We start from the raw sequence: 18619 nt of genomic DNA on the forward strand, positions 1-18619 counted from the left end.
CAAGGAAATTGAAGCAAGGTGTCGGGGCACAGCGCCTGAGTAGGTGTTCTGCCCACCCTACGCCAATGCCGTGCGCGATGCCGATACGGATGCCGCCATCGAAAAACTGAAGCGCGCGCAGCTCTACTGGGATGAGACCCGTCCGGAAACACTGCATCAGCAGTTCCTGCGCTGCCATCAGGATGTCCTGGACTGGGACAGCTGCGAGTTCGACGCCAGCAGCAACGAGGAAAATCGCGACCAGATACGCGGCCTGGGTTCCGGCGCGGCGCTGGCTCTGGTTACGGGAGTTTCGCTGCCGGCCGCGTGGACGGCCAACTTCATTTTCGACTGGCCGGTCAACCTGTCGCCCTCGCGCGCCGCCTACCGCGACGGGATCGGCATGACCTTCGGTCTGCGCCCGAAAGATGCGCGCGCGATACTTGGCACAACCGAGTGGGCGGCCAACGTGAAAGCGGTCTGCGGCGCCAAGGTCGCCGACAAGCGCTTGATCCCCGATCCCGACAGGCTCGACTTCCCCAGCCTCAGGGCGCTCACCTGCGGCAATCCCAATGATCCGCCGCGCTGGGTAATCAACGCTACCGCCGCCCCCAGCCGCCACCTGCTCGGGTGGCTGAGGCAGAATGACATCGATTTCGACCAACACATCTTCCGCATGGCGGGAGACCAGCAGTGCACAGAATCGGTGGGCCCCATCCCGATCGACCATCACACCTTGTGGGATCAGGAGGAACCTGACAGGAACCTTTCGCCGCTGCTGACCGCGGTGAATGCCTCCGCTGCCTTCTTCGACTCCAATCAAGAGTCAATGGGTCAGCCATGGCGCTTTATTGTGGGGGTCGGTCTGCAGGCGGGCAACCTCAACTGGGGAATCGACCTGATCAATCTGGATGAGAAGCATCAGCGGCGGACGAGCAAGGCGCGGGAGAGGCTGCACGAAGCCGCTCCCTTCCCGGTCTATCTCGCCGAGGCAGCCACCGCCGACGCAAGCGGGCACCCGCCGGTCTTCGTTCGCCTGGTCGATGGCGGATCCTCGGACAACCTGGGTGCCTACGGCCCGATCGTCGAGGGCGTCAAGGACATCATCGTTTCCGACCATGTGCAGGACAAGAACGGCGCGATGGCGGACCTCTGCTATCTGCGCAACGAGCTCTTCCTGCGCCGCGGCCTGTATCTTCACATTCCGGGTCTCGAGCAATGGCCGCGGGGTTGCCTGACCGGGAGCAGCAGCGACGGCTCCGATGCAGCCGGGAATGCCATCAGGCGTTCGGACAGGCCGGATTCCATGCAAAAATCAAGCGCGACGGCGGTCACGCCGGAATTCTTCTACCCGATCTGGGCCTGGCCCTATCCCTTTCTGGCCGGCTGCGTTAGCGACAAGGCCGACCCGGCCAGTTGTCTTGACAACCCACCCACCCGACTGTGGATCGTCAAGCCGGCTTTCGACTATCCCTACTGGCTGAGGGAGCAAACCCGCTGCCTGAACGAGCCTGACCCGGACGACCCTTCGTGCATCCGGTCGACGGGGCAACAGCGCGAGAACCGGTCCGTCGCGGCCTGCGGCGCCAATGACGAACTGCCCTGCGAGACCTCCGCGGTCCTGCTGCGCAGGAATCGCTACCTGCGGCACGTATCCGCCTTCGCCACGCCGGAGTTTCCCCAGGGCTCCACCGTCCAGATGACTTTCAATTCCAGCGGCAACGTCTATGGCGCGTATCGCGAGCTGGCTCATCATTACACGCGACAGGCGATCAGGGCCATTGATCAGGTGCGCGCTGACCCGGACGGGAAAGCCTTCGGGCGCATCGTGCGCTGGCAGGAATGCCACCCGATCAAGGGCAGCGCCGAACCCCGCGATCTGGAGTTCCTGCCTGCGTGGACCGACATCAGGCTGCCGGGTTGGGGAAATCGCGAACGGGACGCGGCGCGGCAGGGAGTTGGCAAGGTCGATGCGGAAGCCTGGGCCGGAGAAGTTTCCGAATGCGCGCCGAAGCTGTCGGCTTCCAGCTCATGAACCAGGAGAACGGACCGGCTATGCCACCTCGCGCGCCTCTTCGAAGCGCAGGTTCGGGTATTTTTCCTTGACCATGTTCAGGTACACGTTGTTCGGCGCTAGGTAAACCGGGTCGTCGGCGCCGTCGAGCGCGACGTTGGCGCTGTAGCGGTCCGAAAGCTGGTGCAGTTCGTCGGGGTCGCCGTGGATCCAGCGGGCGGTCGCGCAGTTGTAATGCGCGAAAATGACCTGCACGCCGTATTCGTTTTCCAGCCGGCTGGCGACGACATCGAATTGCAGCGTGCCGACCGCACCGAGGATCAGGTCGGTACCGGAAAGCGGCCGGAAAAGTTGCGTCGCCCCTTCTTCAGCTAATTGCTGAAGACCTTTCTGCAATTGTTTGATTTTAAGTGGGTTTGCAATACGCGCCAAACGGAAATGCTCGGGCGCGAAGGACGGGATGCCGGTAAAGCGCAGGTCTTCGCCCTCGGTGAAGGTCTCGCCGAGCCGGATGGTGCCGTGGTTGGGAATGCCGATGATGTCGCCCGGCCAGGCTTCGTCGGTCGTGCTGCGGTCACGCGCCATGAAGGTGATGGCGTTGTTGACCGACATGAACTTGCCGCCGGCCCCCTGCTTGATCTTCATGCCGCGTTCGAAACGCCCGGAACAGACGCGCAGGAAGGCGATGCGGTCACGATGCTTGGGGTCCATGTTGGCCTGGATCTTGAACACGAAGCCGGAGAATTTCGGCTCGCTCGGTTCGACCCTGCGCGTCACGGCCGGGCGGGCAATCGGTGCCGGCGACAGGTCGACCACGGCATCGAGCAGGCTCTGCACGCCGAAGTTATTGACCGCCGAACCGAAGAACACCGGTGATTGCTTACTATTCAGATAGGCCTCGGCGTCGAAGGCATGCGAGGCGCCGCGCACCAGCTCGATGTCGCCGCGCAGTTCGTTGGCCTGGCTGCCGATCAGTTCGTCGAGACGCGGGTTGTCGAGGCCGCGGATGATCTCGGCCGTGCCTTTCTCGGCCTGCGGGTCGAAAAAGGCGATAGTGTCGTCGTAAAGGTGATAGACGCCGCGGAAACGCTTGCCCATGCCGATCGGCCAGGTCATCGGCGCGCACTGGATGCCGAGTACCGATTCGATTTCGTCGAGCAGGTCGATCGGTTCCTTGCCTTCACGGTCGAGCTTGTTGATGAAGGTCAGGATCGGCGTGTCGCGCATCCGGCAGACGTTGAGCAGCTTAATCGTCTGCGCCTCGACGCCATTCACCGAGTCGATCACCATGACCGCCGAGTCGACGGCGGTCAGCGTGCGGTAGGTATCTTCCGAGAAGTCCTCGTGGCCCGGCGTGTCGAGCAGGTTGACCATGCACTCGCGGTAGGGGAACTGCATCACTGACGAGGTCACCGAGATGCCGCGCTGCTTTTCCAGTTCCATCCAGTCCGAGGTCGCGTGGCGCGACGCCTTGCGCGCGCGCACTTCGCCAGCGACCTGAATGGCGCCGCCGAACCACAGCAGCTTTTCGGTCAGCGTGGTCTTGCCGGCGTCGGGGTGGGAAATGATCGCAAAGGTGCGACGGCGGGCAATTTCGTTATCGAGGAGGGTCACGGCGGGCAGCAGAAAGCGGAAAGTCGGCGATTATACCTTTGGCGCCATCCAACGTCGGCTCATCCTCCCGGCAAGACTTGCCCTCAAGCGCGCGTCCGAGGCCAGTTGAGGGGTGAGCCAGGCGTAATCCGCAAAACCGGATCAAACCACCAGCAAGGTCTGCCGGCCGCACCACTCCGCGCCGGCCGCGACGGTCACGGGATTACGTACCGCTGCTGCCTCGACACACAGCATGTGCCGCCAGCCATCGGCCGGCATGTCCTTGAGCGTGCCGCAGGCATCGGCCCAGGGGTTCCACACGACGACATCGGGAAAACCCTGGCTCCGGATGCCGAGGCTGAGATTGCCGGCTCTGAGCAGCTGCGGGCGCCGGACGTCGTAATAGACGCGGTCGACCGCGCTGTCGACCACGATTTCCGTGCCGGTCTCACGGACGATCCGGTTGGCGTTGGTGGCATCCAGGTACTCATGGCCATGGAGACCTTCGAGCGCCGCGTCCTCGACCTGGACCACGCGCAGGTAGGAATGCAGCGCCCCGGTAAAGGCAAGAGGCTCCGTTCCAGTGTTTTCGACGCAGAATTCGACATCGATGCGGTCAACCTCGAGGATGACCGTAATTTCGGCCCGGAAGGCATGTGGCCACAGGGCGCGGGTAGTTTCATCGTCGCCCAGTTCGAGCGTCGCCAGCGCGAAATCATCACCACAGCGCCGCGTCGTCACCGACCACTCGCGGGTGCGAACGAAGCCGTGCTTCGGCAGTTCGCCAACGTTGCCAAACTGGGGAAAGCAGACCGGAATGCCGCCACGGATCGGCACGCTGCCGTCGAATACGGCGCGCTCGGAGAGAAACAGGTGTTCGCGGCCATCGGGTGTGATCCACGACAGAACCTGCCCGCCCAGCCGCCCGATGACGGCGGACGACCCCCGCGGTCCGTGCAGGCGCAAGGCTTCCAGGCCTTTGAATTCGATTGTTTCAATGGAGGGTTTCACGGGTTACGGCGCCTTGGGCACGACATAGAGTTGTGGACGGACATGCAGGAGTTCGACCCGCTGCCCGAGGAGGGTGACGGTCCCGGGATGCCGGTTGTCGCCGGTATCGCTGTATTCGAAGGTGTAGACGCGGCGCAGGCGAAGCCTTCCATCGTCGTCGCGCGCCAGCTTCAGCGAGCGGATGGCCACCGTGTCGTCGAGAAACTGAAGACCTTCGTCGGCACACGCCGCCCGTGCCGCCGTCACCCCGATCTCGCGCGCCCTGAGGCTGTCCAGCCAGAGCCAGACAGCGGCGCCCAGCAGCGCAAGAACCAGCAAATCAAGCAAATCCATCGGTCAAGTATACGCAAAGCGTGAAACATCCCGCTTCACATAAGGAAAATATGCCTGATAATCCGTCCGCCAAGAACTCTTGCAGCGACATGAAACCGACCTTAAAACTGTTCCACGACCTGTTGCCCATCAGCCAGCTTCCAGGCGACAGGAAGGCGGCCGAGGTGCGCGAACTGCTCGACACAGTTTCCGGACTCTCGGCTCATGAAGTCGTATCGGAACTGACCGAGCATGTCGTTCCCGCGATCACCGAACAGAAGAATTTCCACATGCGCTTCAAGTTGCTGGAAGAAACCCTCCAGGAAGCGGGGAATGCACTCCCCGTTCTCGAGCGACATATCGATCTCTCGTCACTGCCCCTGCCCCTCGCGGCGACCACGTCGGCGCTAACCGCCGATAATCTGTTCAAGGCCCTTGTAGCCAGCTACTTCAAGCTCGCCAAAACGATCTTTAGAGGCACCGAGCAAGAAAGCCTCATCCGTATTTTCCATCGCGCGATGGATCTGGTCGCCCGGCGTGGAGCCAGAGGCTTTCAGTCCAGCGAATGAGCTTTTGTCGACCAGAGCACCGGCGGTTTCCTTGTCCGTTTCATACAAGGCGAGAACTGGAAGCCCAGTCTCGGCAACATCGTCGCCTTGCAAGCCCGCGAATCGAGCAGCGTTCACACGTGCTTGGTGCGCCGCATTGCGACTACCAGCCAGGGCAGTCTCGAGCTCGGTCTGCAGGCATTGTCGCCGCAAGTCAGCGCGGTCAAGCTTCCGTGCCATGACGAAATCCGGCGCGGCATAAATCGCCACCGCCTTCCCGGATACGGCAATCGCCGGGGGATCATCGCCCGCCCCGGGCATCTCGCCAGCGGCCACAAGGTCAAGCTCGACGCGCTGGGCGACAGACGGCTCTGGCAGATCGGCAGGCGTCTCAAAGCCTCCGCAGGGCGTGAATTCTTCGCCCTCGTGCCGCTTTAGAACACCGGGACGATCACGCCATGCTCAGTTACCGTCACGCCTTTCACGCCGGCAACCATGCCGATGTACTGAAACACCTCATTCTGTTGCAGATCGCCGAATACATGGGTGAAAAGCCGGCGCCGTTCTGGATCATCGATACCCATGCGGGCGCCGGCAGATACGCGCTGGAATCGGCGCACGCCAGGAAACTGGGGGAATACCGCGACGGCATCGGTCGCCTCTGGGACAGGAAGGGCCTGCCGCCGGCCGTGGCCGACTATGTTGAATTCGTCCGTATGCTCAACCCGGACGGCAAGCTGCGCCACTACCCGGGTTCGCCCTGGCTGGCCAGCCAGTTGCTGCGCGAGGGCGACCGCCTGCGGCTTTTCGAGCTCCACGGCAACGACATCAAGCTTCTGCAGGAATGCTTCGCCAGTGCCGGCCGCCAGGTCACGGTGACCGCCGGCGACGGTTTCGCCGGGCTCAAGGCCATCCTGCCGCCACCGCCGCGCCGCGCGCTGGTCCTGATCGATCCGTCCTACGAGACGCGTGATGATTACGTCAACGTCGTCAAGTGCCTTCGGGATTCACTCAAGCGCTTCCCCACCGGCATCTATGCGCTGTGGTACCCGCTGCTGGCCAAGCTCGAATCGCGCAAACTGCCGGCCCGGCTGAAGGGACTCGGTGCAACGAACTGGCTGAATGTGACGCTCGAAGCAAGGGCGCCGTCCACCGACGGCTTCGGGATGAACGGCAGCGCCATGTTCATCATCAATCCACCGTGGACGCTGGAACGGAAACTCCACGAAACCTTGCCCCGCCTGACCGAAATCCTCGCCCAGGGCGATGGCGCCAATTTCACGCTGGAAAGCGAGTCAGCCTAACTCGCTGTACTTGGCCCGCGATCCGTGGGCCTTCTCCACGGGGTATCTGGCGCCGTTCTTGGCCAGCTTGGCGCGGGCCGCCGCCGCCAGGTCGATGCCGGCCGCATCAGCAACAAGCAGCAGGTAGAGCAGGATATCGGCGCATTCATCGCGCAGCGCTTCCGCGGCTTGCAGGTCCGCGGGCAACGCCTCGACCTCGGCATCGGTCTTCCACTGCATCAGTTCCAGCAACTCCGCCACTTCGAGATTGAGTGAAATGATCAGGTTGCGCAGCGAATGAAACTGTCGCCAGTCGCGCGCATCGCGAAATTCCAGCACGGTTGCGGTCAACTCCTCGAAATCGCCCAATTTCAGACCCCCTGGAAACCCTTGAGGGCTCCATGCTAACGCACAATGCACTGTCCCCGGCTGCCGTGAGCCGGACGCGAAGCCTGCGGCAAGAACAGGTGTCCGCTTGACCACGTAATCCGATGCGCTCTATAGTCCCGCGTTACGCTTGAACTCCACCCGGGATTTGCGCCATGACAAAGAATGATCGCCTTGCCCGCCCGCTCTTCGCATTGCTGCTGGCGAGCCTTTCGCTGCCGGCCGTGGCCATGCAACCGCTGCTCACCGACGATACCGGCACCCAGGGCAGCGGCGGCAATCAGATCGAGTTCGCCTACGTGGGGCTTCGCCAGACCATGTCGGGTGACACCGATCGACTCGGCTACCTGCCCTTCACGTATACGCGGGGCGTCAGCGAGACAGTCGACCTCTTCGTAAGCGCCGGCTATGGTCGGGTGCGCCTGAGCAACGCCGACAATCATTCATCCGGTGCCGGGACTCCTTCGGTGGGAGCCAAGTGGCGCTTCTTCGGCACCGAGGAAAACGACACCAGCCTCGCGCTCAAGCCGGAGATCTTCTTCCCGATCAATGGCGACGGGCGGGAAGCAGACGGGTTTGGCACCGGCAAGATCTCGGGCAACCTGACATTCATCGTCGAACAGCAGGTTCCCTTCGGCAGCCTCCTGTTCAATGCCGCCCTGGGACGCAACCGCATTAACGGACCATTCGACGGTTCCGACGCGACAGTCTCCAGCCTGTCGCTTGCCCCCATCTGGGAGGTCAGCGACGAATGGAAGCTCGCGCTGGATCTCGGCGTCAAATTCGCGCGCAGCAACGGCAACACGACCAACGAAAAGTATGCCCTAATCGGCGCCATCTACTCGCCCGACAAGGATCTCGACCTGGCGATCGGCATCCTCCACGCGGCGGACAGCGAAAATCCCAGGACGACAACCCAGTCGGCGACGCTAGGCATCACCTGGCGATTCCAGTAAGCGTCATCGAACCGTCACGGTCATGATCACCGGATACAATCCAATGTCATCCAGGTTAGACGGACCGATTGCATGGCTCGCCAGACTTCGCTCAACGCGCAAATACTGATCGGCTGCGTCGTCGGCATCGCCGGCGGCCTGTGGCTGGTTGCCGCCGGGACGACACCCGTTGCGGTCAACACGCTTTATGGCGCCAAAATCGTCGGCAACCTGTTCCTCGACCTGTTGCGCATGGTTCTGGTGCCGCTGATCTTCTCGTCCATCGTCGTCGGCGTCGCCAACCTGCGCGCCCACGACCAGATGCACCGGGTCTGGAAAACTACGCTGATATTCTTCTTTGGGACCATGGCGCTGGCGATCATTATCGGCTTCGGTGCGGCCCACCTTTTTCGTCCAGGCGAAAACCTGCATCTGGAGATGTTCGCCGATGCCACCCGAAATTTCGAGGCGCACCAGATGCCGCTTCCCGACTATATCGCCCAGTTCCTGCACGGCCTGTTCCAGAATCCGTTCAAGGCGCTGGCACAAGGCGAAATCCTGGCCATCGTGACGATCGCCCTCTTCCTCGGTATCGCGCTGGTCGTCGGCGGTGAGCGCTACCGCAACATCCGGGTATTGATTCAGGAACTACAGGAGCTTTGCTTGATGATCGTCGGCTGGATCATGCGTCTGGCGCCGCTCGGCATCGCCGCCCTGCTCCTGCAACTCGTCGCCAGCCAGCAGGGCGGCGTGCTGGCCAGCCTCGCCCACTTCGTTGCCGTCGTCATCGGCACCACGCTGTTCCACGGCCTCGTCGTGCTGCCGCTGATCCTCTGGCTGTTTACACGGATTTCGCCACTCCATTTCTTCAAGGGTGCGCGCGAGGCGCTGGTCACCGCTTTTGCCACCAGTTCGAGCGCCGCGACGCTGCCCGTGACACTGCGCTGTACCGAGCAACATCTGCACGTGAAGAAGGACATCGCCAATTTCGTCGTACCGCTCGGCGCCACGATCAATATGGATGGAACGGCGCTTTACGAAGCTGCCGCCGCACTTTTCGTCGCCCGTCTGGCCGGCATCGAACTCGACATCGCCAGCCAGATGATCATCTTCTTCGTCGCCATGCTCGGCGCCATCGGCGCCCCGGGCATCCCCAGCGTCGGCATGCTGAGCATGGTCCTGGTCCTCGAATCGGTCGGCCTGCCGACCGCCGCCATCGCCATCCTGCTGCCCATCGACCGCATCCTTGATACGGTGCGCACGACGGTCAACGTCGAGGGCGACATGATCGGCAGCCTGATCGTGCAGCGACTGGCAGCCGTTCCGGCCGGGCCGGAGACCGTCCGGCGTCAATGAAGCCGGCGCGGAATTTCAGTCCGGCTCATCCTTGATCTGCTTGATGAGCGCTGCCACCGCGTCCACCGGGTAGATCAGCGGCACCATCACCCCGCGGATGCGCGTGAACATGCCGACCTGCCCGAGGCGGGCGCTGTAGAGCACGTGGTGGTTCTTGATGCCATTGACGTTGAGCCACATCGTGCGGTCGCTATCCATCGGTGTGTGACCGACGATGAAAGTTGCATTCTTCTGGAGGTTCAACGTGCGGCGAAAGCGTTTGACGTCTCCCCGGCCGTAACCGTTGGGCCGACTGGGCTGTAACTGGCGGTTGTTGACCAATTCGATGGCGAGCTCCGGATGGCGGTGGATATTGACGAGCATCTCCTTAGTCACATTTTCTTTGGGCGCCGCCGCGTGGCAGGCGACAAAGTCGGTAGAGGCAACCGTGAACGGCAAGAGGCGATAGAAGTCCTCCATCGCCTTGCGATAGGCATGGCCGCGGCAGGCAATCAGTTCCTTGGCCCACAGCAAGCCCTGCGGAACGCCATCCTTGGCGATGTCCTCGGTAAATGAATCATGGTTGCCTCGGATATAGAACACCTGCAGTGGAAAACGCAGCTTGAGCCGGAAGATCAGATCCATCATCAGCATCGAGCTGTCCATCGCGCGGAGCTTCCCGTCTTCCTCGCAATGGACCGCGTCACCGAGAATGATCAGGGCGGCGCTGCCGTCCTCGAGGGCATCGAGAAAAGCGTTCTGACTCAGCACCGTCAACAGGTTATCGACCTGTGCATGCAGGTCGGCGACCAGGATCGGGGTCAGGCTCCCGGGAAGCATAACCAGTCCGCCGGGAAGACCCCAATCGCTCCGCGGACGATAGGCCTCGTATTGCATGACCGCATTGACCTTCTCGATCAGCGCCAGCGCTTCGTCCGCGGGCAACCGCTCGATCGGGCCACCGAAAATATCGCGCAAGCGGCGGTAACTGCCTTCCCTCGTGCCCCGCGCATCGCTGGCGAATCGACCGATCGTCGAACCGCTATCGCTGAGGTTGCGAAAGACCAGCGATTCCGGGCCATGGATGACGACCAGATGCTCCTCGTCAACCGCATCCGGATAGTTGAACAGCGCCTGCTGAACTTGGTCCCCCGACCCCAGCGAGACCCAGCTTCTTGGCGTCAGGCGCAGGAAGCCGGTGATCCGGTCGGGTTGGGCGGCTGGATCGACAATGACGAAGTTGCCCGTCCTGTTGGCCTTCCCTCTCCCGTCGATCCGGAATTCGGGATAGAGATGAAGTTTCTTGTCATCCTGACCAAGCGTAATTTCGATCGGCGCACGATCAAAGGAAACACGGACCTTGATGTCACCCAGCCGGTAGTTGCCGCGCAACCTGATTTCATGTCCCGGACCAACGCCAAGCCGCGTGATGATCCGCTTTAGCGGAGCCAGAAGCCTCGAGACCGTCATCGGCCGCCGGTTGGCCATCAGGTTCATGGCGGCGCCGGCGGGTCGACAAAACGCCGGGGAGGATTCTCGATCAAATCGCGCAGATACACCAGGAAACCCTTGCGGTGCAGATGTTCGGCGACGCGCACAAATGCTTCATGCTGGACGATGCAGATTTTCCGGCTGAGTTGCTTGTCCACCACGTGTGTGCTGTGTCGCGCCCGCTCGGCGCGGCGCTCGAAGACCAGTTCCGCCGACGGTATCAGAAATTCGAAGGCGTAGCGATGGTGCCAGTCAACATTGAAAAAGAAACGCTTGCGCGGCGGAAGCTGGATGCGCTCAAAATCGATCGTCGGGAGCGGGTCGCGGTCGTAGAACTCGGCGTCGAAAACGGTGACTGCGTCGCCCAGGCCCTGGAATGGCATGCCGAGGTGAATCTCCCGCGGTCGCACGGAAAGGATCTCGGACCGCCACCAATGCTTCTTGGCCAGGTCAAGGTAGCCTTCCTCCGACCAGCCGCCGAGGCGCGTGATCAGGGTGCTCTTGCCAGCGCCGGGGGGGCCGGTCACCAGAATCTGGCGATAGCGAATGTCAGAGGGGAAATCGATCCCCTTGATGTTCCGCAGCGATTCGATGGGCTCGGTTCGCAGATCCATCATGACTCACGCTTGACTCGAAGGGAAGACGGCGGCCCGCCGAGCCGCCGTCTGGAGAAGTTGCGGACGATTCTAGCCGAAAACAGCGCGCAGGATGTGGAAGACAATGGCCGCCAGAATCCCGGCAATGGGCAACGTGATCAACCACGAGATGATGATGCCGGCGATGACGCGCATGTCGAGTGCGCCGATACCGCGGGCGATACCCACCCCGATCACCGCACCGACCGCAATGTGGGAGGTTGACACCGGCATGCCGATCCCGGACGCCGCCACGACGACAATCGAGGCGGCAACGGTGGCTGCATAACCGCGGGTCGGTGTCAGCTGCGTGATCTTGTTGCCGATGGTAGCCATCACCTTGTAGCCGTAGGTCACCACGCCGATAACGATGCCGACGCCACCGAGCAGCAGCATGAATGGAGTCACCGCCGACTGCGGACTCACGGACTGGGTTTCGATGATCTGAATGGCTGCTGCCATCGGGCCAACGCCGTTGGCGAGGTCGTTGGAGCCGTGGGCGAAGGCCATCGCCGCGCCGGTAAACACCATCAGCGGGACGAACAGTTTTTCGACGCTGGCAAAGTGAAAAATCCGGTCCTCGCTCTCTTCGAGATGGATGCGGCTCATCAGCACCCTGGCGATGATCGCCAAAGCGATGCCGATCGCGATCGACAGGATTTGACCCTCGACGCCACTGAGATTGATATTGACGTATTTGAGCCCTGCGGTGATGGTGACCAGCGCGACGATCCAGCCCACCAGGAACGCATACATCGGCCCCCACCGGCGTGCCTGGCGGATTGGATTCTCTGTATTGAATATCAGCTTGCGGATACTCAGAGTCAGAGTCAGCGCGACAATGCCGCCGAGTACGGGAGAGATCAACCAACTGACGACGATCTCGGCCATCATTTCCCAGTTGACCGCATCGATGCCGAGCGCGGCGACACCGGCGCCGCATACGGCGCCGACGATCGATTGGGTTGCGGACACCGGCCAGCCGCGCATGCTGGCGACGGTCAGCCAGATGCCGACCGCCAGCAACGCCCCGATCATGCCGAACAGCAGCAGATGCGGCACCGGCTCGAACAACCTGCCGTCGATGATCCCTTTCGAAATGGTGGCGGCCACCTCGCCGCCGGCCAGATAGGCGCCGGCAAACTCCATGACCGCCGCCAGGAGCAGCGCCCGCCTGAGGGTAATGGCTCCGGAACCGACCGAGGTCCCCATGGCGTTGGCAACATTGTTGGCGCCCATTCCCCAGCACACGAAAAGGCCAAAGGCGAGGGCCGTGACATAAAACAACGTCGAGTGCTGCGCAATAATCTCCACGATACGATTCCTGGCGATGAAATGCTGAAATGAAGAGACGAACTCAAGAGTCCGAAAACACCTGCGAACCGTATTGCCCGTTCACAGACCGCTAGTCTTCAGTGGGCAATCATCAGGCGCACGCGGTCACCCACCTTCTCGGCATAGTCGGCGAGGTTGCCCACCCAGCGGATCAACTGGTACCAGAGCATCACCGACACCGGACTCAGACTACCCTCCTGCGCAAAAAGTGCCTGCGCCAGGAAAGCTCCCATCAGGTCCGTATCGCTCTCCATGTAGCCCAGTTCAAGGATCATTGCCTCCACTCGCTCGACCTCGCGACCGTGGAAGCCGATCTCAAGCAACTCGTCGAGTTCCTCGATTATCCTGTGCGCCTGTTCGCAGGTTTCAGCGCTGCGGGTGACGAATCTTGCCAGCGGCTCGGCCATGCCGGCGGGAACCTCCATCTTGCGCTGGACAAGCAGGCCGGCGATATCCTGAGCAATGCCGGCGATCGTATCCTGCGTCGCCAGCAGATCCAGCAGATCATGCCGGCCGACCGCCAGCAGCAGGCTTCTCGGCAGATGGCTGCGCAACTCGTTCTTGATTGTGTCCGCCTGACTTTCCTTGGCGAAGACCTTCTCCTTCTGGATCTCGAGCTGCGCCTCATTCCCTTCAATCAGGGCAGCGAACAGCGCCGGGACTTCGCCAACGCACTCGATGACGACACGCATGTGCTGTTGCAGCGGCTTGAACGGCGACTTGCCGAACAGCGCCACCATGGAGTTGGTGGATAACATCTGCTCCTCCGTCATTGAGGTTCCCTCTGTTTTTCGTCTTCCAAAGGGTTGTGGTTATGCTAGGCGGATTCAAGCCTGAAGTGCAATGGCGCTATAAGGCAAGTGTAACTGCTCCATGAAGACTTGGTGAGGTGTTCTGAAGCCGAGGCATTTTCTGGGGTGATGATTGAGGCGGTACATGGCGAAAGCGATGTCTTTGGGGGTGATGGAATCGAAGCGCAGTTTCTTTGGGAAGAACAGCCGAGACGGCATCGGCCATCTTAGCCGACACATGGGCGATCAAGGCGTAGCGGGACTTGCGCTCATTGAGTGTGACGAGTGCTTGTTGATGGCCGGTGCCGATCACCAGATCGGCTTCGTAGTCGCCGAAGCGTTAACGGCCATCGACAATGGTGGGGCGTTGCTCGATCGACACCTGGTTGGGGATAGTGCCGCGTCGGTCGCGGCCACCATAACGCTTTCTGCGGGCCTTCTGGCGACGCGGGGCGCAGTGCAGTGTGCCACCAGCGCGCCAGTCGGCGTAGATGCGCTGATAGACGGTTTCGTGGCTAATGCCGGGCTGCCCGCAAGACTTGAGATAGCCGGAAATCTGTTCGGGACTCCATAGCTCGGCCAGTTTGGCCTGAGCGAAGGTCCATGTCTCGGCGGAAACGCGGCGGGGTGACGATTCATCAGGCGGGCAACGTCGCTCTGCTTATGTCCGACTTTGAGAAGGATGGCAATTTGGTATCGTTCGCCTCGGATGAATGTGTAGTTCATTCCAGGCAACTTTGACTTGCCGGTCAAGGGGCTCGGATGCTATTGCATCTCGCCCTCCCAACCCATTAATCAGAGTTGCACTTCGAATTTGAACTCACGGTTGGTATTTTTGCTGGTACTTCAAAACACGGAATCGATAGAACCCTTGCCAGAATGCCATTACAAGCCGCAGTTCGATCCCCTCAGCACCCATGCCATGCAGCTTAGGATTGAGCTGACCCTGTCCTCAGGATGGGGATTTTGTTGATTCCTATAGCTCCCTTCGCGGCCAGGCATGGCATGCCTACATCCCGGACACGACCGTTATATACGACGCCATGGGGGAACGTCTTGCCGAGCGATCGTGCCCCACCCTCAGGTCTCAGGCGTATTTCCTTGCGCATGCCCGGTTGGGCTCTGGGTAGCGGCGAGGATTCCCCGCAGAATGTTGATCTCATCCCTTTCGAGCTGAATTCGCGAAAAGAGGCGGCGCAATTTGGGCAGCAGCCTTCCCGGATGCGCGGGGTTGAGAAACCCGGTTTCGGTCATCACCACCTCGAAATGTGCGTAAAGACCCTCGACCTCATCGTGGGCCGCCAGTCGCAACGACGCGGGTGTAACCGTTGCGTCAGCCACTGCCGGCACTCCTGCAAAGGCGGCCATGCGAATTTCGTAACTCAGCACCTGTACCGCCGCGCCGAGATTCAGCGAACTGAACTCCGGATTGGCCGGAATTGACACCGCCGCATGGCATTGCTGGATCTCGACATTTGTTAGGCCCACGGTTTCATTTCCGAAAACCAGTGCCACCTGACCCTGCCCAGCGTGGGCCAGCAGACGGGCCACCATCTCCCTTGGTTGACCGCTGGGTGGGCCCAGGTCGCGGCGCCGCGCCGACAGGGCGACAACAAAAACGGCGCCGGCCAGTGCTTCGGGTAGGGATTCACTGATTTTTGCCGATTCCAGGACGTCGACCGCGCCAGTCGCCCGGGCATCGGCTTCAGGATCGGGAAATTTCCTCGGCTCGACCAGGCGCAGATCGGTTAGTCCCATGGTCTTCATGGCCCGTGCCGCCGCCCCGATGTTTCCGGGATGACTCGGGCGACACAGGACGACGCGGATTCGCGACAGCAGGAGTTCGGGCTTCATAGTAAAATCGGGTTTCTCCAAATTAATCGGCCGGCCTCGCCACCCGCCAGTTCTTTAAGCCATGCATCCAGCCCTGAATATCGCCGTCAAGGCGGCGCTTCGCGCCGGCAAGATCATCAATCGTGCATCCAATGACCTCGACCTGCTCAAGGTGGAAACAAAACAGGCCAACGATTTCGTAACCGAGGTTGACCGGAAAGCCGAGGCTGCAATCATCGAAACGCTGCGGGACGCGTATCCGCAGTACGGGATTTTAGCAGAGGAGTCTGGAGCGGCCGCCGGGACGGGTCCTGCCGACGGCGATTACCGGTGGATCATCGACCCCCTGGACGGCACCACCAACTTCATTCATGGGCTGCCGCAATACGCCGTCTCGATCGCGCTGGCGAAAGGCAACAACATCGAGCAGGCCGTTGTTTTCGATCCCAATCGGAACGAATTGTTCATCGCCAGTAAGGGAGCGGGCGCCTTCCTGAACGAGCGCCGCATCCGCGTTTCCAAGCGGACAAAACTCCAGGATTCGCTGCTCGGCACCGGCTTCCCCTATCGCATGTTCGATCACATCGACACCTACCTTGCGATCTTCAAGGAACTGACCCGGAAGACCGCCGGCCTGCGCCGTCCTGGCGCTGCGGCGCTGGATCTGGCCTATGTCGCCTGCGGTCGCTACGATGGGTTCTGGGAATTCGGGCTTTCCCCGTGGGACATCGCCGCCGGTGCGCTGCTAATCTCGGAAGCCGGCGGGCTGGTCAGCGACATGCGCGGCGAAGCGGGCTACCTGGCCAGCGGCAACATCGTCGCCGGCACACCGAAAGTCTTCGCGCCGCTGCTCAATCTCATTCAGGAACGATTGCCGGAATCAATCACCGCCTGAGCGCTGGTGAGAAACAGGGCCGATCCGCCACCCTCCGGGCGGCGGCAGCGATTACTTCTCGAGTTTGTCCGCCACGGCACCCGCCTTGAAGCCGGTGAACATGTTGCGCGTCTGGCTCTGCAACTTATCCTGCATCTGTTGGAACATCTTCTTGGACTGATCCATGTAGGCTGTCATCATGCTCTGCATCGCGGGTTGCTGGAAATTGAGGAACTGCGCCCAGAAATCTGCCTGCAGATGGCTGTTGTCGCCGTACATCGAGCGTGACTGGTCCTGCAACTTGTGCTGGAAATCAACGAAGGTGCGCATGTTGTTTTCCAGATACTTGCCCAGCATTCCCTGCATGGCGCTGCCGTAGAAGCGGACGAAGCCGGACAGCAACTCGCAGGAGAAAAGGGGAACGCCGCCGCTCTCTTCGTCAAGGATGATCTGCAACAGGATACTCCGCGTCAGGTCGTCGCCGGATTTGGCGTCGAGTACCTTGAATGGTTCGAACTTGATGACGAGATCCTTGACATCCCCCAGCGTTATGTAGGCGCTCGTCTTGGTATCGTAAAGACGGCGATTGGGGTATTTCTTGATCAGACGTACTTCCTCGGACATCCGGCATCCCTCGGGCGGGTTTGTGTGCACTGCACCATTATAGAACAAAAAAACAGGCACCCGCAGGTGCCCGTTCTTGATGCAGCGCAAAAAATCCGTAATTACTGGTAGTACAAGCCGCCGTTCAGGTTCATCGTGGCGCCCGTCATGAACCCTGCAAGTTCGGAAGCCAGATAGACGCAGGCGCCGCCAATTTCTTCCGGCTTGGCGAGACGCTTCATCGGCACGCCGTCGATGATGGTCTGCAGGATCTCCGGCTTGATCGCCATGACCATCTTGGTCGCCACGTAGCCCGGACAGATCGCGTTGACGGTCACTCCCTTGGTGGCGAGTTCGGCGGCCAGCGCCTTCGAGAAGCCGATGACGCCGGCCTTGGCAGCCGAGTAGTTGGTCTGGCCAGCCTGGCCCTTGAGGCCGTTGACCGACGAAATGTTGATGATGCGGCCCCAGCCACGCTCGGCCATCTTCGACGAAACCTGCTTGGTCATGTTGAACAGCGAGGTCAGATTGGTGCCGATGACAGCATCCCAGCCATCACGTTCCATCTTGGCGAACATGCGGTCACGGGTGATGCCGGCGTTGTTGACCAGGATATCGACCGGGCCGGCTGACGCTTCGGCTTCCGCCACCATCTTCACGCAGTCGTCCCAGGAGGAGATGTCACCGGCGACGCAGACAAAGTCGTTGAAGCCCACAGCAGCCATCTCCTTCAGCCACTCTTCCTTGTTGTCGAACTGCGGATGATACGAGGCAACCACCTTGTGGCCAGCCTTGGCCAGTTCCTGACAAATTGCGGTTCCAAGACCGCCCATGGCGCCGGTGACGAGTGCAACACGTTGTGTCATAGTTCTTCCTTCCTGTTGTTGATGTTTACAGTGGGTAAAAAAATACGCCGGTCAGTACATGTGCTGGCCGCCGTTGATGGAAATATTGGCACCGGTGACGAAAGCAGCCTCGTCAGAAGCAAGATAAGCGACGAGCCCGGCAATCTCCTCCGGCTTGCCCAGCCGGTTGACTGGAATCTGCGGCAGAATCTTTGAATCGAGAATCTCCTGCGGGATCGCAGTCACCATCCTGGTACCGATATAACCTGGAGAAATGGTGTTGACCGTGACACCCTGCTTGGCGACCTCAAGCGCCAGCGCCTTGGTGAAGCCGTGCATGCCGGCCTTGGCCGCTGCGTAGTTGGTCTGGCCGAAGGCGCCCTTCTGTCCGTTGACCGAGGAGACGTTGATGATCCGCCCCCACTTGCGCTTGATCATGCCGTCGATCACCTGCTTCGACATGTTGAAGATCGAGTCGAGGTTGGTGTGGATTACCGCATCCCAGTCCGCTTTGGACATCCGCTTGAAGGTCATGTCGCGGGTGATGCCGGCATTATTGACCAGTACATCGACCGGGCCGACCTCTCTGCTTACTGCCTCGACGCAGGCACGGGCCGATTCGAAATCGGTGACGTCACAGGCATAGGCCTTGAAACTGAAGCCCATGGCATGCATGCCTTTCAGCCAGTCATCGACCTTGGTGTTGCCGGGCGAACAGGTGGTGACCACCTGGAAATCCAGCGCCGCGAGTTTGATGCAGATTGCCTCGCCGAGTCCACCCATTCCCCCTGTCACCAGTGCAGTTCTTGACATTG

General features: G+C 61.1%; 20 protein-coding genes. 8 read left to right on the forward strand and 12 right to left on the reverse strand.

Annotated elements, in window-relative coordinates:
- The first annotated feature begins 43 nt into the window (after window positions 1–43).
- Window positions 44–2014, forward strand: coding sequence for a hypothetical protein (locus tag IPP03_04010; GenBank protein MBL0351866.1), 1971 nt, complete (start codon window positions 44–46; stop codon window positions 2012–2014).
- Between the two features lie 18 nt (window positions 2015–2032).
- Here IPP03_04010 and IPP03_04015 read toward each other — a convergent pair whose 3' ends face one another.
- The 3 genes from IPP03_04015 to IPP03_04025 form a co-directional block, all read right to left on the reverse strand.
- Window positions 2033–3607: a peptide chain release factor 3 gene (locus IPP03_04015; protein MBL0351867.1), complete on the reverse strand. Its 1575-nt coding sequence runs from the start codon at window positions 3605–3607 to the stop codon at window positions 2033–2035.
- 141 nt (window positions 3608–3748) lie between these two features.
- Window positions 3749–4597 (reverse strand): D-hexose-6-phosphate mutarotase, encoded by an 849-nt coding sequence (locus tag IPP03_04020; protein ID MBL0351868.1) that lies wholly within the window; start codon window positions 4595–4597, stop codon window positions 3749–3751.
- Window positions 4598–4600: 3 nt separating this feature from the next.
- Window positions 4601–4930, reverse strand: a complete 330-nt coding sequence (locus tag IPP03_04025; GenBank protein ID MBL0351869.1) for a DUF3301 domain-containing protein — start codon at window positions 4928–4930, stop codon at window positions 4601–4603.
- A gap of 20 nt (window positions 4931–4950) precedes the next feature.
- Here IPP03_04025 and IPP03_04030 point away from each other — a divergent pair, with 20 nt between their 5' ends.
- The 3 genes from IPP03_04030 (at window position 4951) to IPP03_04040 (ending at window position 6761) form a co-directional block, all read left to right on the forward strand.
- Window positions 4951–5478: a hypothetical protein gene (locus IPP03_04030; protein ID MBL0351870.1), complete on the forward strand. Its 528-nt coding sequence runs from the start codon at window positions 4951–4953 to the stop codon at window positions 5476–5478.
- An 87-nt stretch (window positions 5479–5565) separates the two neighbouring features.
- A complete protein-coding gene (locus IPP03_04035) occupies window positions 5566–5895 on the forward strand; it encodes a hypothetical protein (protein ID MBL0351871.1) in 330 nt (109 codons plus the stop codon).
- A gap of 20 nt (window positions 5896–5915) precedes the next feature.
- Window positions 5916–6761 carry a 23S rRNA (adenine(2030)-N(6))-methyltransferase RlmJ gene (locus IPP03_04040; protein ID MBL0351872.1) on the forward strand — a complete coding sequence of 282 codons (846 nt, stop codon included), beginning with the start codon at window positions 5916–5918 and terminating at the stop codon, window positions 6759–6761.
- Here the strand turns inward: IPP03_04040 and IPP03_04045 are convergent.
- Window positions 6753–7109: a nucleotide pyrophosphohydrolase gene (locus IPP03_04045; protein MBL0351873.1), complete on the reverse strand. Its 357-nt coding sequence runs from the start codon at window positions 7107–7109 to the stop codon at window positions 6753–6755. The two genes, IPP03_04040 and IPP03_04045, sit on opposite strands and share 9 nt — an antisense overlap.
- Window positions 7110–7282: 173 nt before the next feature.
- On the opposite strand from IPP03_04045, the gene IPP03_04050 reads away from it, so the two are divergent.
- Window positions 7283–8083, forward strand: a complete 801-nt coding sequence (locus IPP03_04050; protein MBL0351874.1) for a transporter — start codon at window positions 7283–7285, stop codon at window positions 8081–8083.
- A gap of 72 nt (window positions 8084–8155) precedes the next feature.
- The gene (locus IPP03_04055; protein MBL0351875.1) at window positions 8156–9418 is read left to right on the forward strand and encodes a dicarboxylate/amino acid:cation symporter; all 1263 of its coding nucleotides are present in this window, start codon (window positions 8156–8158) and stop codon (window positions 9416–9418) included.
- Between the two features lie 15 nt (window positions 9419–9433).
- Here the strand turns inward: IPP03_04055 and IPP03_04060 are convergent, their stop codons facing one another.
- From IPP03_04060 to IPP03_04075, 4 genes are all read right to left on the reverse strand, one after another.
- Window positions 9434–10894, reverse strand: a complete 1461-nt coding sequence (locus tag IPP03_04060; protein MBL0351876.1) for a metallophosphoesterase — start codon at window positions 10892–10894, stop codon at window positions 9434–9436.
- Complete coding sequence (locus IPP03_04065) at window positions 10891–11502, reverse strand: serine/threonine protein phosphatase (GenBank protein MBL0351877.1); 612 nt, start codon at window positions 11500–11502, stop codon at window positions 10891–10893. The genes IPP03_04060 and IPP03_04065 overlap by 4 nt, the downstream gene beginning before the upstream one ends.
- Before the next feature lie 72 nt (window positions 11503–11574).
- Window positions 11575–12837, reverse strand: a complete 1263-nt coding sequence (locus tag IPP03_04070; protein MBL0351878.1) for an inorganic phosphate transporter — start codon at window positions 12835–12837, stop codon at window positions 11575–11577.
- A 98-nt stretch (window positions 12838–12935) separates the two neighbouring features.
- The gene (locus IPP03_04075) at window positions 12936–13616 is read right to left on the reverse strand and encodes a TIGR00153 family protein (GenBank protein MBL0351879.1); all 681 of its coding nucleotides are present in this window, start codon (window positions 13614–13616) and stop codon (window positions 12936–12938) included.
- Window positions 13617–13794: 178 nt separating this feature from the next.
- Between IPP03_04075 and IPP03_04080 the strand changes: the two genes are divergently transcribed.
- A complete protein-coding gene (locus tag IPP03_04080) occupies window positions 13795–14223 on the forward strand; it encodes a hypothetical protein (protein ID MBL0351880.1) in 429 nt (142 codons plus the stop codon).
- Window positions 14224–14729: 506 nt separating this feature from the next.
- Here IPP03_04080 and IPP03_04085 read toward each other — a convergent pair.
- Window positions 14730–15503, reverse strand: coding sequence for an RNA methyltransferase (locus tag IPP03_04085; protein MBL0351881.1), 774 nt, complete (start codon window positions 15501–15503; stop codon window positions 14730–14732).
- Between the two features lie 61 nt (window positions 15504–15564).
- Here IPP03_04085 and IPP03_04090 point away from each other — a divergent pair, with 61 nt between their 5' ends.
- Window positions 15565–16377 carry an inositol monophosphatase gene (locus IPP03_04090; protein MBL0351882.1) on the forward strand — a complete coding sequence of 271 codons (813 nt, stop codon included), beginning with the start codon at window positions 15565–15567 and terminating at the stop codon, window positions 16375–16377.
- Between the two features lie 51 nt (window positions 16378–16428).
- Here the strand turns inward: IPP03_04090 and phaR are convergent, their stop codons facing one another.
- The 3 genes from phaR to phbB all read right to left on the reverse strand — a co-directional run bounded on the left by phaR (window position 16429) and on the right by phbB (window position 18617).
- Window positions 16429–16980 (reverse strand): polyhydroxyalkanoate synthesis repressor PhaR, encoded by a 552-nt coding sequence (gene phaR, locus IPP03_04095; GenBank protein MBL0351883.1) that lies wholly within the window; start codon window positions 16978–16980, stop codon window positions 16429–16431.
- A gap of 101 nt (window positions 16981–17081) precedes the next feature.
- Complete coding sequence (locus tag IPP03_04100) at window positions 17082–17825, reverse strand: beta-ketoacyl-ACP reductase (GenBank protein MBL0351884.1); 744 nt, start codon at window positions 17823–17825, stop codon at window positions 17082–17084.
- Between the two features lie 51 nt (window positions 17826–17876).
- Window positions 17877–18617 carry an acetoacetyl-CoA reductase gene (phbB, locus tag IPP03_04105; protein ID MBL0351885.1) on the reverse strand — a complete coding sequence of 247 codons (741 nt, stop codon included), beginning with the start codon at window positions 18615–18617 and terminating at the stop codon, window positions 17877–17879.
- Between the last annotated feature and the right edge of the window lie 2 nt (window positions 18618–18619).

Origin of the sequence: Candidatus Dechloromonas phosphoritropha, from assembly GCA_016722705.1 — a bacterium.
GTDB classification, from domain to species: domain Bacteria; phylum Pseudomonadota; class Gammaproteobacteria; order Burkholderiales; family Rhodocyclaceae; genus Azonexus; species Azonexus phosphoritrophus.

Coding starts and splice junctions, on each gene's coding strand:
- IPP03_04025 (MBL0351869.1), bottom strand. CDS start 4,930: ATGGATTTGCTTGATTTGCTGGTTCTTGCGCTGCTGGGCGCCGCTGTC.
- IPP03_04040 (MBL0351872.1), top strand. CDS start 5,916: ATGCTCAGTTACCGTCACGCCTTTCACGCCGGCAACCATGCCGATGTA.
- IPP03_04050 (MBL0351874.1), top strand. CDS start 7,283: ATGACAAAGAATGATCGCCTTGCCCGCCCGCTCTTCGCATTGCTGCTG.
- IPP03_04055 (MBL0351875.1), top strand. CDS start 8,156: ATGGCTCGCCAGACTTCGCTCAACGCGCAAATACTGATCGGCTGCGTC.
- IPP03_04060 (MBL0351876.1), bottom strand. CDS start 10,894: ATGAACCTGATGGCCAACCGGCGGCCGATGACGGTCTCGAGGCTTCTG.
- IPP03_04065 (MBL0351877.1), bottom strand. CDS start 11,502: ATGGATCTGCGAACCGAGCCCATCGAATCGCTGCGGAACATCAAGGGG.
- IPP03_04075 (MBL0351879.1), bottom strand. CDS start 13,616: ATGTTATCCACCAACTCCATGGTGGCGCTGTTCGGCAAGTCGCCGTTC.
- IPP03_04080 (MBL0351880.1), top strand. CDS start 13,795: ATGGCGAAAGCGATGTCTTTGGGGGTGATGGAATCGAAGCGCAGTTTC.
- IPP03_04085 (MBL0351881.1), bottom strand. CDS start 15,503: ATGAAGCCCGAACTCCTGCTGTCGCGAATCCGCGTCGTCCTGTGTCGC.
- IPP03_04090 (MBL0351882.1), top strand. CDS start 15,565: ATGCATCCAGCCCTGAATATCGCCGTCAAGGCGGCGCTTCGCGCCGGC.
- phaR (MBL0351883.1), bottom strand. CDS start 16,980: ATGTCCGAGGAAGTACGTCTGATCAAGAAATACCCCAATCGCCGTCTT.
- IPP03_04100 (MBL0351884.1), bottom strand. CDS start 17,825: ATGACACAACGTGTTGCACTCGTCACCGGCGCCATGGGCGGTCTTGGA.
- phbB (MBL0351885.1), bottom strand. CDS start 18,617: ATGTCAAGAACTGCACTGGTGACAGGGGGAATGGGTGGACTCGGCGAG.